At 71.8% G+C, this 15,253-nt stretch carries 10 protein-coding genes and 2 pseudogenes; 6 read left to right on the top strand and 6 right to left on the bottom strand.

Translation table 11 applies throughout. The annotated features are described in order from the left end of the window. Window positions 1–17: 17 nt before the first annotated feature. A complete protein-coding gene (locus tag GLX30_RS08535) occupies window positions 18–836 on the bottom strand; it encodes a PaaX family transcriptional regulator C-terminal domain-containing protein (RefSeq protein WP_159685529.1) in 819 nt (272 codons plus the stop codon). A gap of 4 nt (window positions 837–840) precedes the next feature. After that, window positions 841–2,457 carry an AMP-binding protein gene (locus tag GLX30_RS08530; RefSeq protein ID WP_159685527.1) on the bottom strand — a complete coding sequence of 539 codons (1,617 nt, stop codon included), beginning with the start codon at window positions 2,455–2,457 and terminating at the stop codon, window positions 841–843. Between the two features lie 152 nt (window positions 2,458–2,609). Between GLX30_RS08530 and GLX30_RS08525 the strand changes: the two are divergent. From GLX30_RS08525 to GLX30_RS08510, 4 genes and pseudogenes are all read left to right on the top strand, one after another. Continuing rightward, a pseudogene (locus GLX30_RS08525) lies at window positions 2,610–3,733 on the top strand (acyl-CoA dehydrogenase family protein). Further along, entirely contained in the window at window positions 3,730–4,128 is a 399-nt protein-coding gene (locus tag GLX30_RS08520; RefSeq protein WP_159685524.1) for a RidA family protein, read from the top strand. The pseudogene GLX30_RS08525 and the gene GLX30_RS08520 overlap by 4 nt, the downstream one beginning before the upstream one ends. Before the next feature lie 188 nt (window positions 4,129–4,316). After that, the gene (locus GLX30_RS08515) at window positions 4,317–5,801 is read left to right on the top strand and encodes an MFS transporter (RefSeq protein ID WP_159685521.1); all 1,485 of its coding nucleotides are present in this window, start codon (window positions 4,317–4,319) and stop codon (window positions 5,799–5,801) included. 121 nt (window positions 5,802–5,922) lie between these two features. Next, window positions 5,923–6,369 (top strand): SPW repeat protein, encoded by a 447-nt coding sequence (locus GLX30_RS08510; RefSeq protein ID WP_159685519.1) that lies wholly within the window; start codon window positions 5,923–5,925, stop codon window positions 6,367–6,369. An 87-nt stretch (window positions 6,370–6,456) separates the two neighbouring features. Here the strand turns inward: GLX30_RS08510 and GLX30_RS08505 are convergent, their stop codons facing one another. Then, entirely contained in the window at window positions 6,457–7,158 is a 702-nt protein-coding gene (locus GLX30_RS08505; RefSeq protein ID WP_159685517.1) for an alpha/beta hydrolase, read from the bottom strand. 67 nt (window positions 7,159–7,225) lie between these two features. Beyond that, the gene (locus GLX30_RS08500) at window positions 7,226–8,062 is read right to left on the bottom strand and encodes an alpha/beta hydrolase (RefSeq protein ID WP_159685515.1); all 837 of its coding nucleotides are present in this window, start codon (window positions 8,060–8,062) and stop codon (window positions 7,226–7,228) included. Window positions 8,063–8,663: 601 nt separating this feature from the next. Between GLX30_RS08500 and GLX30_RS08495 the strand changes: the two genes are divergently transcribed. Then, complete coding sequence (locus GLX30_RS08495) at window positions 8,664–9,275, top strand: hypothetical protein (RefSeq protein ID WP_244258070.1); 612 nt, start codon at window positions 8,664–8,666, stop codon at window positions 9,273–9,275. A 36-nt stretch (window positions 9,276–9,311) separates the two neighbouring features. Here GLX30_RS08495 and GLX30_RS08490 read toward each other — a convergent pair. Then, window positions 9,312–10,039: pseudogene (locus GLX30_RS08490) on the bottom strand (SDR family oxidoreductase). Window positions 10,040–10,187: 148 nt separating this feature from the next. Between GLX30_RS08490 and GLX30_RS08485 the strand changes: the two are divergent. Continuing rightward, a complete protein-coding gene (locus GLX30_RS08485; RefSeq protein ID WP_159694932.1) occupies window positions 10,188–10,664 on the top strand; it encodes an Rrf2 family transcriptional regulator in 477 nt (158 codons plus the stop codon). A gap of 43 nt (window positions 10,665–10,707) precedes the next feature. Here GLX30_RS08485 and GLX30_RS08480 read toward each other — a convergent pair whose 3' ends face one another. After that, the gene (locus GLX30_RS08480; protein WP_244258069.1) at window positions 10,708–15,033 is read right to left on the bottom strand and encodes a cation-translocating P-type ATPase; all 4,326 of its coding nucleotides are present in this window, start codon (window positions 15,031–15,033) and stop codon (window positions 10,708–10,710) included. Window positions 15,034–15,253 lie beyond the last annotated feature (220 nt).

The raw sequence follows: 15,253 nt of genomic DNA, 5'->3' as shown, positions 1-15,253 counted from the left end.
GGCCCGCGGCTCCCCGGTCACGGCTGTGACTCCCCGGTCACGAACGGCGCCCCCGCGTCCCGCAGCCGCGCGTGCAGCCGACCGAAGACCTCGGCGGACCGCCCGCCCGGCCAGCCCTGGGGCAGCAGCTCGGCCGGCAGGCCGGGGTCGGCGTAGGGCAGCCGCCGCCACGAGTCCAGCGCCGGCAGATAATCCCGGTACGCGTCCTGCGCGGGCGTCTCGCCACGGGCGTCCCATGCACGCAGCACCGGCTCGTGCCGGTCGAGGAAGTCCTCGTGCTGCTTGGCGATCGCCGCCAGGTCCCACCAGCGGGAGACCGCCTCCGCCGTCGCCGCGAACCCGAGGTGCTCACCGCGGAACAGCTCGACGTACGTGTCGAGCCGCAGCCGCCGCAGCGTGTGCCGGGTCTCCTCGCAGAGCCGGGCGGGCGCGATCCACACCCCGGGCGCGGCGGCGCCGAAGCCGAGCCTGACCAGCCGCGAGCGCAACAGGTGGCGCTTGTGCCGCTCGGCCTCGGGCACCGAGAACACAGCGATGACCCAGCCGTCGGACAGGTCGGCGGAGGAGGGCGCGTAGATCCGCCGGTCCCCGTCGTCGAGGAGCTGGCGGGCGTCCTCGGACAGCGCGTAACCGGCCGCGCCCTCCTGGGTCCGTTCCGGCACGAGCAGCCCGCGCCGTTTGAGCCGGGAGACCGAGGAACGCACGGACGGGGCGTCGACGCCCAGGACGCCCAGCAGCCGGATCAGCTCGGCCACGGCGAGCGGACCCGGCCGTTCGCGTCCGTACGCGCCGTACAGGGTGACGATCAGGGATCTTGGGGTGTGCTGCTCGACCACGCGATCACTCTAGAGCTCGCAGCCGGTAGCGCTGCAGCTTGCCGGTCGGTGTACGCGGCAGAGCGTCCAGGAAGACGACTTCCCGGGGACACTTGAACGGCGTCAGCCGCTCCTTGACGAAGTCCCGCAGGGCGTCGGCCGTCGCCTCGTCGCTCGTCGCGCCCTCCCGCAGTACGACATAGGCCACGGCGATCTGGCCCCTCAGTTCGTCGGGCCGTCCGACGACCGCTGCCTCCGCGACGTCGGGATGGTGCAGGAGAGCGTCCTCCACCTCGGGCCCGGCGATGTTGTACCCGGCCGAGATGATCATGTCGTCGGCGCGGGCGACGTAGCGGAACCAGCCGTCGGGCTCGCGGACATAGGTGTCACCGGTGAGGTTCCAGCCGCCCCGCACGTACTGGGTCTGCCGCGGGTCGGCCAGATAGCGGCAGCCCACCGGGCCGCGAACGGCCAGCAGCCCCGGCTCGCCGTCCGGCACCGGCAGACCCTCGCCGTCCACCACACGCGCCTGCCACCCGGGCACGGGGACACCGGTGGTGCCTGGCCTGATCGACCCGTCCGCGGCGGAGATGAAGATGTGCAGCAGCTCGGTCGCCCCGATGCCGTTGATGATCCGCTGCCCGGTCCGTTCCAGCCATGCCTGCCAGGTCGCGGCGGGCAGGTTCTCCCCGGCCGACACGCAGCGGCGCAGGGACCGGGTGTCGTGGGAGTCGAGCTGGTCGAGCATCACCCGGTACGCGGTCGGCGCGGTGAACAGCACCGACACCCGGTGCTCCGCGATCGCGGGCAGCAGCTGCCCGGGGCCGGCCTGTTCCAGCAGCAGCGCCGACGCCCCGGCCCGCATGGGGAAGACGACGAGCCCGCCGAGCCCGAAGGTGAAGCCGAGCGGCGGGCTGCCGGCGAACACGTCGTCGGGCTCCGGTTGCAGCACATGAGCGGAGAACGTGTCGGCGATCGCCAGCACGTCCCGGTGGAAGTGCATGCACCCTTTGGGGCGGCCTGTGGTGCCCGACGTGAAGGCGATCAGCGCGACGTCGTCGGCCGCAGTCGGCACCGGCTCGTAGGGCTTCGGCCCGGCCGCGGCGGCCAGGCGCAGCAGGTCGTCGGGGGCGTCGCCGCCGTAGGCGGTGATCCGCAGCCCCGGCACCTCCGCCTTGACCAGGTCGTCGACCGTCCGCACGTCGCAGAGGGCGTGGCCGACCGAGGCGATCTCGCACACCGTGGCCAGTTCCACGGCCCGGTGCTGCGCCAGGACGGTCACCGCCACGGCGCCCGCCTTCATCACGGCGAGCCAGCACGCGGCGAGATGCGGCGTCGTCGGCCCGCGCAGCAGCACCCGGTTGCCGGGGACCACCCCGAGTTCCGTGGTGAGGACGTGCGCGATCCGGTCCACCTGCTCGCGCAGTCGCCCGTACGACCAGACCTCTCCCGCGCCCGCACGGAAGACGGGGCGGTCCGCGCCGAAGCGCTCGATCGTACGGTCGAGCAACTCCTCGCCGCAGTTGAGGTGCTGCGGATACCGCAGCTCGGGCAGCTCGAAGAGGAGTTCCGGCCACTGGCCGATGGGCGGCAGATGGTCGCGCGCGAAGGTGTCGAGGTGGGCCGAGGGTGTCAGCTCCATGGTTCGCCCCCTGTCGGGTCGGCGTCGCCCAACGAGCGTATCGTGACAGTGACGACAGTCAACAGTTCGCGATACCGTGCTTTCCGAAGGCGCCGCCAGGGCCGTCCCCGGCCGGCCGCGGACCGTCCAGGCCGTTCTCAGTGGGAGCACGAATGTCCGTATTCTCGCTCGATCCGGTACAGACCGCCTGGTGCGCGCGGCTGCGCACCCTGACGGAAGAACGGCTCCGTCCGCTCGCGGAGAAGGGTGAACCTGGCCGCGTCAACCGCCCCTTGATCCAGGCACTCGGCGAACTCGGGTTGCTGGAACGTCTGTTCACGGCCGGCGCGCTCGAACTGTGCCTGCTGCGTGAGTCCCTGGCGTACGGCTGCACGGAGGCGGAGACCGCCCTCGCCCTCCAGGGACTCGGCACCTCGCCGCTCGTCCAGGCGGGTAACGAGGAGCAGCGCGGCCGCTGGCTCCCCGAGGTGGTCGCGGGCCGCGCCGTCGCCGCCTTCGCGCTCAGCGAGCCGGAAGCGGGCTCCGACGCCGCCGCGCTCGCCCTGAAAGCGGTGCCCGACGGCCGCGGCTGGCGGCTGAGCGGCGAGAAGCGGTGGATCTCCAACGCCCCGGAGGCCGACTTCTACACCGTCTTCGCCCGTACCACCGAAGGCGCGGGAGCCCGCGGCGTCACCGCGTTCCTCGTTCCCGCCGACCGCCCCGGTCTCGACGGCAGCGCACTGGAGATGCTCTCACCGCACCCCATCGGCGCGCTCACCTTCGACGACGTACCGGTCACCACCGACGACCTGCTCGGCGAGCCGGACCGCGGCTTCCGCGTCGCCATGAGCACCCTCAACCTCTTCCGCCCCAGCGTCGGCGCGTTCGCCGTCGGCATGGCACAGGCTGCCCTCGACGCGACCCTCGCCCACACCGCCGCCCGCCGCGCGTTCGGCGGCCCGCTGAGCGAACTCCAGTCCGTCGCCCACACCGTCGCCGAGATGGCCACCCGCACCGAGGCCGCCCGGCTGCTCGTCCACGCCGCCGCCTCGGCGTACGACGCCGGGGCCGCCGACGTGCCCAAGCGGGCGGCGATGGCCAAACTGCTCGCGACGGAGACCGCCCAGTACGTCGTCGACAGCGCCGTCCAGCTGCACGGCGCCCGGGCCCTCCAACGCGGCCATCTCCTCGAGCACCTCTACCGCGAGGTCCGCGCCCCCGGATCTACGAGGGCGCCACCGAGGTGCAGCGCACCATCATCGCCAAGGAGCTCTACGCCGAGGAGGCCCGCGCATGACCCTGTCCCGCCACAACCCGGCCGAGCTCTCCCCGCCCACCGGCTTCTCCCACGCCGTCACCGCCATCGGCAGCCGCCTGGTCTTCCTGGCCGGCCAGACCGCGCTGGACACGGACGGCAAGGTCGTCGGCGACACGCTCCCCGCGCAGTTCGAGACCGCCCTGTCCAACCTCCTCACCGCGCTCGCCGCCGCCGGAGGCACCCCGCACGACCTCGCCCGGGTCACCGTCTATGCGACCGACGTCGCCGACTACCGGCTCCACGCCCACGAACTGGGCCGCGTCTGGCGGCGCCTGGCGGGCCGCGACTACCCGGCCATGGCCGTCATCGGGGTCGTACGGCTGTGGGACGAGCAGTGCCTGGTCGAGGTGGACGGGGTGGCGGTGCTGCCCTGAGCGGGTGGTCCGGCGCCCCTTGATCGACTGGTGGGTATTCACCCGACAGGCTTAACGTCGAACAGTGGACGGCCCCGTTCATCCCCCGCGCCGGGGGGACCCCTCACGAGGCACGATGCGCCATGACGACTCCGCAGCCGACCTCCTCCGTCCGGACCGCCGCATCCGATCGCGGTGGCGGAAACGGAATGGCACTGTTCGTCATCGCTTCCTGCCAGCTGATGGTGGTTCTCGACATCACCATCGTGAACATCGCTCTGCCACACATCCAGAGCTCCCTGGACTTCTCCACCACCAGCCTGTCGTGGGTGGTCAACGCCTACACGCTCACCTTCGGCGGTCTGCTGCTCCTCGGCGGCCGGATCGGTGACATCCTCGGCAGGCGGCGCGTCTTCATCTTCGGCGTGCTGCTCTTCGTGCTGGCGTCCCTGCTCGGCGGACTCGCCCAGAACTCCGGCCAGTTGCTCGCCGCCCGCGCCCTCCAGGGCGTCGGCGGCGCGATCGCCTCGCCGACGTCGCTCGCGCTGATCACCACCACGTTCACCGAGGGCCCCGCACGCAACCGGGCGTTCGGCGTCTTCGCGGCCGTGTCCGCGGGCGGCGGGGCCATCGGCCTGCTCGCCGGCGGCATGCTCGTCGAATGGCTCGACTGGCGCTGGGTGCTGTTCGTCAACGTGCCGATCGGTCTGCTCATCGCCATCGCCACGCCCCGCTGGATCAAGGAGTCGGAGCGCCGTCCCGGCCACTTCGACGTCGCCGGTGCGCTGACGTCCACGCTCGGCATGGTGGCACTGGTCTACGGCTTCATCCGTGCCGCACAGGAGGGCTGGCGCGACAGCTGGACACTGGCGTCCTTCGGCGCCGCCCTGGTGCTGCTCGGCGCGTTCATCGCCGTCGAAAGGCGCTCGAAACAGCCGATCACGCCGCTGCACATGTTCGCCGACCGCAACAGGGCGGGCACGTACGGCATGATGCTGGCGCTCGCCGCCGCCATGTTCGGCATGTTCTTCTTCCTGACCCTGTTCGTCCAGAACGTGCTGGGCTTCGGGCCCCTGCGCGCCGGTCTGGCCTTCCTCCCGGTCAGCGTGGTCATCACCATCGGCGCGGGCCTGGCCTCCCAGCTGCTGCCGAGGTACGGTCCGAAACCCTTCATGGTGACCGGCGCCGTACTGGCCGCCGCGGGACTGGCGTGGCTGACGCTGACCGACATCAACTCCACCTACGCGGGCAGCATCCTGGGGCCGATGCTGGTCTTCAGCCTCGGGATGGGCATGCAGTTCGTCTCGCTGACGCTGATGGCGCTCTCCAACGTGCCGGTGCACGAGTCCGGCGCGGCGTCCGGCCTGTTGAACGCCACTCAGCAGGTGGGCGGTTCGCTGGGTCTGTCGATCCTGGTCACGGTCTTCGGCACGGCGAGCACGAACGAGGCGAAGGATCTGATCCCGCGGTTCATGGCGGAGGCGACCCCGGCGGAGCGGCTCGCCTTCCAGCGCACCGGTGAACTGCCGTCGCCCTGGGCGGACCAGGTGCTGACCTCGGGTGTGTCCGCGGCGTTCATCATGGCGGCGATCTTCGCGGTGCTGGCGGCCCTGATCGCGCTGCTGGTCATCCAGGTCCGCCCGTCCGACCTCGAACGGCTCAAGGGCGGTGTCACGCCCGGTCCGGGCGCCTGACTCCTGTGTCCGGCCGAAGTCCGCCGGTACCGGCAGAAATTGCCCATTGACCCACAGCCTTAATGGGCGTTCTATGGATATAAAGGACACATAAGGCTGCTGGTAGGAGGCGGCGTCCACCATGACCACCCACGCAGACATAGAGCAACACCCGGACCTGGCCGAGATGCGTTCCCGCTTCGAGCGGGCGACCAGCACTCCACGCGCCCAGGCGGTGGAGACGCTGGGCCTTGTCACCGGCGTCTTCCTGGCGGCATCACCATGGATTGTCGGCTTCAGCGGACTGACCAACCTGGCCGTGTCCAACCTGATCACCGGTATCGCCTTCGCCCTGTGCATGGGCGGCTTCAGCTCCGCGTACGAGCGCACCCACGCCATGGCATGGGCGGCATGTGCCATCGGCGCATGGACGATCATCGCCCCCTGGGTCGTCGCCGGTGCGATGGACACGACCCGCAGTGTCGTCAGCAACATCATCGTCGGTGCGGTCGCCCTGATCTGCGGCCTGGCCATGGCCGCTGCGGCAGGCGGACGGGGTGGCGGCGGTCGCAGGCGCGGCCCCGCCTGACAGCCACCGCTTCGGTTCACGGCGAAGGGCTCCGGTGCGAGGAACCGGGGCCCTTCGCCCTAGCGGGGGCCGCGTGGGACGGCGGGCTCAGGACCCGTCGGCCGTCCGGTGCAGGATCTCCGCCAGCTCGTGCGGCCGGGAGAACATGGGCCAGTGACCGGTGTCCATCTCGACCAGGCTCCAGTGTTCGGAGGCCAGGAGCCCGGCCACCGTCGCGTTCGGCTCCGGGCCGTCGAGCAGGCACTTGACGTACGTCGCCGGGAGCTCGCCGAGCGGGCGTGCCAGCGCGGCCGGATCGGTCAGCGTGGCGCCCGGGTGCGGCGTCGCGCCCGCCACGAGGAGGCCGATCTGCTGGTCGGTGAGACCCTGCCCGGCGCAGTCGGCCGCCGTCAGGGGTGGCCAGAAGCCGTCGTTCTCCGCGAGCGTGGCTTCCATGTCGGCCCGGCCCTGCCACCAGCCGTCCGCGAAGGACGCGCCGTCGGTCGGGACCTCCGAGTCGACGAAGACGACCCGGGCCAGCCGGTCGCCGATGCGCTCCGCGGCCTGCCCGACCGGGATGCCCGAGTAACTGTGACCCACGAGGACGACGTCCCGCAGGCCACGCCGCTCGACCTCGTCGACGACATCCTGGACGTGGGTCTGCCGCCCCACCGGCTCGCCCCGCCTCTCGGCGAGGCCCGACAGCGTCACGGCATGGGCGCCGTGCCCGGCCGCCCGCAGCCGCGGCACCACCTCGTCCCACGCCGAAGATCCCAGCCACGCGCCCGCCACGAGTACGAATTCCGTCATGGCGGCCAACGTAGCGCGCGGGTCCGACACTCGGCTTCCCCGTGCGGCGTCCCCGCCCGCGAAGGGCTCAGCGTGCGAGGAATTCCAGGAGCGCCTGGTTGAACCGGTCCGCGTGCGTCACGTTCAGCCCGTGGGGCGCGCCCTCGATCAGGACCAGGCTGCTGTCGGCGAGGCTCTCGTGCGTCCGCCTGCCGCTGACCTCGAACGGGACGATGGCATCCGAGTCGCCGTGGATGACCAGGGTAGGCACGTTCATCGCGGCGATCTCGTCGCGGAAGTCGGTGCGCGCGAACGCCGCGATGCAGTCGAGCGTGCCTTTGGGGGACGCGAGCGTGGCGATTTGGACGTTATAGGCGTGCTGCGCCGCACTCACCAGATCGGTGCGCTCGCCGACCCGGAAGAAGTCGGTGACGAACCCCTCCACGAAGGCCGGCCGGTCATCGAGGACACCCACCTCGAAGCGGCTGATCGTGGCGTCGTCGAGGCCTCCGTCGGGGTTGTTCGCGGACCGGTAGAGGTACGGCGGTACAGCGGCGGCCAGGACGGCCTGCCTGACCCGGCCGTTCCCGTAGATGCTGAGGTAGCGGACGACCTCCCCGCCGCCCATGGAGAAGCCGACCAGTGTCACGTCGGCGAGGTCGAGGTGGACGAGCAGCGCGCCGAGGTCGTCCGCGAGGGTGTCGTACTCATAGCCGTCCCACGGCTGCGACGACTGCCCGAATCCGCGGCGGTCGTAGGTGATGACGCGATATCCGGAGTCCACCAGCGGTGCGATCTGCTTCTCCCAGGAGCGCCCGCTCAGCGGCCAGCCGTGGACGAGCACGACCGGTCTCCCGTTTCCGAAGTCCTCGTAGTGGAGTTCGACGGTGGCGTCTTTCCCGGTGTTCAGTTCGATCCTCGGCATCGGAGCGACGTCCCTTCGCTGAACTGGCGAATTTTCCTGACCGCCGTCCCCTGCACATGAGATCCGCCGCACGACGGCGATGAGTGCGAACGTATTCCACGACATCATTCCTGCACGTCGAATCGGTGTCCGGCGAGCATGTCCGAACGGGTGAAGATCAATCGGTGGAAATCTCTGCCGTCATCGTTCGGCAATCCCGGAATACGAGCGGTTTCAGCCGTTCCCGGGCGCGAGTTCCCCGAAAGAACCGGGCCGGAATCCACGGGCGCCGGGGCGCGCGCTCTGTGACGCGGTTCGCAGGGGTGGCACCATAAGGCGCACGCACTAGGCGCGGCCGTCACTCGTTTCCTGGGGGATCGATGAACACCAGGCTCCCGCTTCCGTTCCGTCTCCCGTTCCGTCTCGTCGCAGCGACGGCCCTGACCGTCCTGGCCCTCGTCGGCTGCTCCGGCTCCGGCGGGTCGGCCAGCGCGTCGGAATCACCGTCGTCCCGGCCGGCGACGTCCTCGCCGCCGCAGTCCGCGCCCGCGCCCGACCCGTCGGCCCCACAGCGCCGGGCACGCCCTCCGCGTCGGCGTCGGCGTCGGGGAGCAGTGCGCCGTTGCCCGGGTTCTCGGACCTCCAGCCGCTGTGGCCTTTCGCCACACCCGCCCAGGCCCGCGACTGGGAGCGTGAGTTCCGCTCCGGCGGCCACCAGCCCTGGCACCTTGACCCGGAGCAGACCGCCCTCTCCTTCACCCAGCACTACCTGGGCTTCGAGGACGTCGACCGCGTCACCTCACGGTCCGTCGACGGCAGGGAGGCCCGGATCGGCGTCGGCCTGAGCGGTGCGGAGAGCACGGGAACCGCGGCCGTCATCCACCTGGTGCGCTTCGGCACCGGTCCGGACGCCCCGTGGGAGGTGGTGGGCACCGACGACACGACGTTCTCGATGACCGCGCCCGCCTACGGCTCCGTCGCACGTTCCCCGATGACGGTCGGGGGCCGGATCACCGGCGTGGACGAGAGTGTCCGTGTGGACGTGCGCCAGCCGTCGTCGCGGGATCTGCTGGGCACCTCGTGCTGCATGTCGGCGGGCGGCAAGGGCCAGCCGTGGAGGTCGTCCGTCTCCTTCACGGGTGCCGTCGACCCGGTGCTGACGGTCGTCGCGTCCACGGGCGGCCACATCGCGGAGGTCGAACGCTTCACGGTCACGGCGGTCCGCACCGGCTGAACACCGTAGCGGCCGCCCCGACGGCCGCCACGGTGTTCAGGAGAGCCAGTCGGCGTAGCGGGTGGGGGCGAGGTGGGCGTCCTTGTCGGTGAGGACGTCACCCTTGACGGCGCCGAACATGCCGGCGGCGGGGTCGGTGACGACGGTGCGGCCGTCGGAGTGGTGGGCCAGCGTGATCCGGCCGAGTTCGTCCAGGGGGAAGATCTCGGGGCCGGCGATGTTGTGAACGCCGCCCAGCGGTGTGCCCGTGGCGACTTCCGCCACCGCGCGGGCCACGTCCTTGGAGGCGATCGGCTGGATCGGGGTGGCGGGCAGCCGGACGGTGTCGCCGTCGGCGGTCCAGGACAGGACCGCGTCGATGAACTCCATGAACTGCGTGGCGCGGACGATCGAGTACGGGACCGGTCCGGCCTTGAGGATGTCCTCCTGGAGGAGCTTGGCCCGGTAGTAGTCCAGCTCCGGCACCTGGTCCACGCCGACGATCGACAGAATCACGAAGTGTCGGACGCCGCCGTTCTCGGCCGCGGCCAGCAGGTTGTCCATAGAGGTCCGGAAGAAGGCGGGGGAGGCTTCGTCGAAGGTCGGGGAGTTGGTGAGGTTGACGACGACGTCGGCCCCGCCACCGCCTCGTCCAGTCCCTGGCCGCTGATGACGTCCACTCCGGTGGACAGCGCGTGCGGTACCGCCTCATGGCCGGCGGCGTTCAGCTGGTCGACGACCTGAGACCCGATGAGTCCGGTACCGCCGATGACCGCGAACTTCATGACATGCCCTTCGTCGGGGATATGTCCGCAATATGGCATACGACCTCATGGAGGTCCCGTGCAGTCAAACTCGGACACTTTCTGTCCGGGACTATACTTGGACATGTGCTGTCCGAGTCAAGTGCGTCGTTAGAGTGACCGAGTGAAGATGTCCGGCGGAGTCGAGTGGGCCCTGCATTGCTGCGTCGTGCTCACCTCCGTCGAGGAGCCCGTCCCCGCGACCCGGCTGGCGGAGCTGCACGACGTCTCGGCGAGCTATCTGGCCAAGCAGTTGCAAGCCCTGTCCCGCGCCGGGCTCGTGCGTTCGGTGCAGGGCAAGGCGGGCGGCTACGTACTCACCCGGGAACCCGCGTCGATCACCGTGCTCGACGTGGTCGAGGCGGTCGACGGTCCCGGCCAGGCCTTCACGTGCACCGAGATCCGCCAGAGGGGTCCGCTGGCCACCCCGGCCGAGTCGTGCACCGTGCCCTGCGCGATCGCCCGCGCGATGGCCGGGGCGGACGCGGCATGGCGAGCGGCGTTGCGCGCCGTCTCGATCGCCGATCTCGTCCAGGGCGTCGGCTCCGACTACGGCCCGGGCGCGCTGGCGGGGATCAGGGAGTGGTTGACCGCGTCGGACGCGTGAGTGTCCCGGCACGGCGCCTTCCCCGCAGCCCTGTGCCGGCGGATCACCCGCTGTCGCCCGGAGCGAGACGGGAGATGACCCACGGCGCGAGGAAGTGGCCGAGGAGGGTGGCACTGGCGACGGCGCCGAAGGTGATGCCCCAGGCGACGGGGCCGAGGGGGGTGCAGCCGAAGAACCGGCTGACGCCGGGGACCTGGATGATGGCGACGAGGACGGCCGCGGAGCCCAGTCCGGCCACCAGTACGTTGCGGTCGGTGCCGCCGGTGGTGAGGGTCTGTGCGAGCTGGGTGCCGACGACGGCGGCGAGGGCCACGGTGGCCGCGCGGCGACCGCGGCCCGTGAGGCGGGCCGCCGTCCAGGCCAGGCCGGCGCCGAGGGCGGTGACGATGCCGCGGGCCAGCATCTCCTGGGTGAGGGCGGTGCCCAGTGAGCGGTGGGGGCCCTCGGCGAGGAGACGCTCGCCGGTCTGGCCGGAAGGTTCACGCACCGCGATGGCCAGGGACGGTGCGAGGTCGGTGAGCAGGTTCACGAGCATGATCTGACGTGCGTTCAGCGGCGTGGCACCGGTGATCGCGGAGGTGAGGACGCTGAAGGTGACCTCGCCGAGATTCCCGCCGATGAGGATGGCGAGCGCCGCGCGGACGGAGGTCCACATGGCCCGGCCTTCCATGAGCGCGGCGACGATGGTCTCCAGCCGGTCGTCCGTCACGACGAGGTCCGCGGCCGCGGTCGCGGCCGGGGTGCCGCGGCGTCCGAGTGCGATGCCGACGTCGGCGAGGCGGATGGCGGGAGCGTCGTTCGCCCCGTCGCCGGTCATGGCCACGACCCGGCCGATGTGCTGGTAGGCCTGAACGATCCTGACCTTGTGACCCGGGCTGCAGCGGGCGATGACGTCGACCGTGGGCAGCAACTCGTCCAGGGTGGCGTCGTCCAGTTCGTCGATCTCCGGGCCGGTGCAGACCTTGGGCTGCGCGACGTCACTGATGGTGGAGGCGATGGCGTCGGCGGTGGCCGGGTGGTCGCCGGTGAGCATGACGGTGTGCACGCCGGCCTCCCGCAGCCGTGCCGTCGCGGGCGCCGCGCTGTCGCGTACCGGATCGGCGAGGGTGACGAAGCCGAGGAAGACCAGCCCCTGCACGGCTTCGTCCGAGAGATCCTCACCCGACTCCATACGGCGCTCGGCCACGGCCAGGACCCTCCGGCCCGCCGCCGCGAGTTCCTCGGCAGCTCCGGCGAGCTCCCTCCGTGCCGCGTCGTCGAGAGTCACGGCACCGTGCTGCTGCCGACGCCGGGTACACCGGCCGACGACATTCTCCGGCGCCCCCTTCACGCTGAGCAGGACACCGCCGCCGGCCTGGCCGACGGTGGCGTGGTACGCCCTGGCCGGCTCGAACGGAAGGGCATCGGTACGCCGCCAACGGGGAGCGCCGGTACGGGTGGTGACGTTCGCCCGGCGAGCGCCGTCCACGATCGCGCGGTCGGTCCGGTGAGCCATCGGCTCGGCCTGACGGGCGGGCGGCGTGGCACGCAGCGCCGCGGCGAGAACGTCCTTGTGGAGGCTGTCGAGCCGGTCGAGAGCGGCGGCTTCCTTGCCATGACTGACGCCGGAGAGCTCCAGGGTCCCCTCGGTCAGGGTCCCCGTCTTGTCGAAACAGAGCACGTCGGCGCGGCCGAGTGCCTCGATCGTGCGGGGATTGCGCACGAGGGCGCCCCTGTCGGCCAGGCGCCGCGCGGCGGCGAGCTGAGCGGCGTTGACGAGGAAGGGCAGGCCCTCGGGGACGGAGGCGACCGCCAGGTTGACGGCGGAGGCGAGATTGTCGGTCAGCGGGCGGCCGTGGAGGAGGCCGGAGAGGGCGACAGCTACGGCGGATCCCAGGGCGATCGGCATGCTGGCGCGGGTGAGAGAGGAGAGCCGGGCCTCCACGCCTGTTTCCGGTGCGGCCTGACGGGCGGTGGCGAGACTGCGTCCGGCTTCCGTCGCCGAGCCCGTCGCCACGACGACGGCGACGGCTCGTCCGGCGGAGACGGTGGTGCCCTCGTAGAGCATCGAGCGGCGTCCGGTGATGTGCGCGGCGACCACCGGCGCGGGATCCTTGCTGACGGCCAGGGATTCCCCGGTGAGGGAGGATTCGTCGACCTCGAGGCCTTCCGCCTCCAGCAGTCGGCAGTCCGCGGGCACCACGAAGTCGGGCCCCAGAGAGACGATGTCGCCGGGGACCAGGTCCCCCGACGCGACCAGACGCTCCCGCCCCTCACGCCGCACACGAGCCCCGATGGCCGACCGAGCGAAGAGCTCGGCTAGCGCGCGATCGGTACGCACCCGCTGGACGCCGCCGACCAGTGCGGAGACGCCGGTGATGGCGGCGACCAGAGCGGCGTCGGTCCGGGACCCGACGGCCGCGGCGAGAGCGGCGCCGGCGGCGAGGATCGGGGTGAGCGGATTGGAGAGCTCTTCGACGAAGGCGTACGGCAGCGTCAGCTTCGCCGGTTCCCCCGTGTGCGCCTCGGGGCGGCGAGCTGCCGCTTCCTCCCCGGAGAGGCCCTCCGCGCGGGTTGCCAGCCGCTCCATGACGCGGTCGGCCGGCATGAGGTGCCAGGGGACGCGCGTCACCGGCGGCGTGAAAGGGCGGCTCAGCAACTGCCGGGCGCGCCAGGTGCCGAGGCAGAATGCCACGGCCCCGGCCGTGTTGCTCACGGCGAGTACCCTCGCGGTCGCCCGCCAGGCCGGTCCCTGCAGCGCGGCGACAGCGCCGACCCCGCTCCCTCCCGCGGCCAGGTAGTGGCTGTCGCGGTCCACCACCGCGGCCACGCCCACCGCGTCGACGATCAGGCCCGCTGCCTCCAGGTCCGATCCGACCAGGATGTGGGCGCCCCACGGAGTGTGCTCGTCCTCGCGCTGCACGCCGATCGCACAGTCGGCCGCGGCCAGCGCGCGGCGCTCGCCGGAGATCAGCAGGACGACCGCGCCACCGGCCTGAAGGTCACGGACCGCCGCCGCCAGGCGCTCGCCCGCGGGCACCACGGCGTCGGCGAACGTCGGACCGGGGCTCTCCTGGTCGGACGCGACCACGACCCGTGCGCCGGCCCGTCGCGCCGCCGCGGCGACGGCCTCGGCTCCGGGCGCCGACTCGGTGCCCAGCCCCGCCACCGCCTGAAGCCGACGGCCCTGAGCCAGGCCGAGGGTCTTCTCGCTGCCCCGCCTCAGCAGCCGCTTCGCCGCCTTGTGACCGGTCCGCCCTTCCAGGTCCAGCTCGTCCAGCGGCCCCAGCACCCAGTCACCTGCGCGGCCGACGGCCAGAGGCGCATCCGAGTCGAAGAGCGCGAACAGCCGCTCGGAGACCTGCTCGGGATCAGCGCCCTCCAGCAACTCCAGGTCCACCGGCTCGTACCGGTCCCCCCGCAGAGAGTTCTCGTCCAGGACGATGGTGTCCACCTGCCCCAGGCGTCGCAGCGCGGTGCGGTCCATCGTCACCACGCCCCGCAGGGCCAGATACCGGCCCAGAGCCGTGGCGAAGCCCTCACGTCCCGCACCGGGCGCCTTCGGTACCGAGGCCACACCGAGCGCGATCGCCTTGCGGATGCCGGCGAACGGCAAGGCGGCGGTGCCGGCGGCGATGCCCGCCGCCATCGACCGCTCCGCATACCGGTCGGCGCAGTCCTGCGGCGGCGGGCCCGTCCGGCCGGTCGTGACCGCGTCGGCCGCGGCTTCCTCCGGTCCACGGACGAGCACGGCCTCGCGCTCGCGCCACGCCGTGCGTTCGGCGTCCGCCTCACGCCAGACGGCCAGCCGCTGAAGCACGTCCAGGGCAAGCCCTCCACCCCCTGTGGCCATGCCCTGCACCAGCGCGCCGATCACCGGAAGCAGCGAATCGGCCTGTTCAGGCGGGCCGATGTCCTCCACCAGGTGCCGCAGTCGCGGATGGTGACGAACGGCGTCGATGGCACCGGAGATCTCCGGCGGCAGACCGAACCAGGGAGCGAGCCGCCGGAACGTCACCAGGGCCAGCCCCAGCGTGTCCGCCACCAGGGCCGGCACCGCCGGGGAAGGCGGACCCTCCGCCGGGTGATGCGGCTCCGGCTGCCACTCGTCGAACGCCTCGGCGTCGGCGGCATGGTCGCCTTCGGCCTGCTCGACCAGGGCGACGAGCTCACTCTCGGCGGGAGCGGGCGAACCGACCGCGACGATCACCCGCTCCATGGGCGCGTTCACCCGGGCCCACAACACCCCCGGATGCCCCTCCACGGCTCGCACCACACGGCGGGCGACGGCCTCGCCTCCCGCGCCGTGGACACCGCAGACCGCGATGTAACAGCGCTCGGACGACCACCACACCTCACGGCCGGACCCGGCCAGAAGGCTTTCCGCCATCCCCCACGCAGCCCGGGCCCCGGACGCCGCACATGAGGCGACGCCGGAGACGACCGAACGCAAGAACGGCGGCGTTCCGAGGGCCGAGGCAGGCTCCGGCGGCATGAGGCGTGCCTCCTCGCATCAGAGCGGTCGCTGCGGATGAACCTTCAGAGGCAGTCTCATCGAAACCCATGAACGGGGCGATACGGGATAGACCTATTGATAAGGGTTCCAGAAG

The sequence above is a fragment of the Streptomyces sp. Tu 2975 genome, from assembly GCF_009832925.1.
Lineage (GTDB): Bacteria > Actinomycetota > Actinomycetes > Streptomycetales > Streptomycetaceae > Streptomyces.
Note: the sequence above shows the minus strand (reverse complement) of the source record. Positions and strands in the feature narration are given on the sequence as shown.

Coding starts and splice junctions, on each gene's coding strand:
- GLX30_RS08530 (WP_159685527.1), bottom strand. CDS start 2,457: ATGGAGCTGACACCCTCGGCCCACCTCGACACCTTCGCGCGCGACCAT.
- GLX30_RS08520 (WP_159685524.1), top strand. CDS start 3,730: ATGACCCTGTCCCGCCACAACCCGGCCGAGCTCTCCCCGCCCACCGGC.
- GLX30_RS08515 (WP_159685521.1), top strand. CDS start 4,317: ATGGCACTGTTCGTCATCGCTTCCTGCCAGCTGATGGTGGTTCTCGAC.
- GLX30_RS08510 (WP_159685519.1), top strand. CDS start 5,923: ATGACCACCCACGCAGACATAGAGCAACACCCGGACCTGGCCGAGATG.
- GLX30_RS08505 (WP_159685517.1), bottom strand. CDS start 7,158: ATGACGGAATTCGTACTCGTGGCGGGCGCGTGGCTGGGATCTTCGGCG.
- GLX30_RS08500 (WP_159685515.1), bottom strand. CDS start 8,062: ATGCCGAGGATCGAACTGAACACCGGGAAAGACGCCACCGTCGAACTC.
- GLX30_RS08485 (WP_159694932.1), top strand. CDS start 10,188: ATGTCCGGCGGAGTCGAGTGGGCCCTGCATTGCTGCGTCGTGCTCACC.
- GLX30_RS08480 (WP_244258069.1), bottom strand. CDS start 15,033: ATGGCGGAAAGCCTTCTGGCCGGGTCCGGCCGTGAGGTGTGGTGGTCG.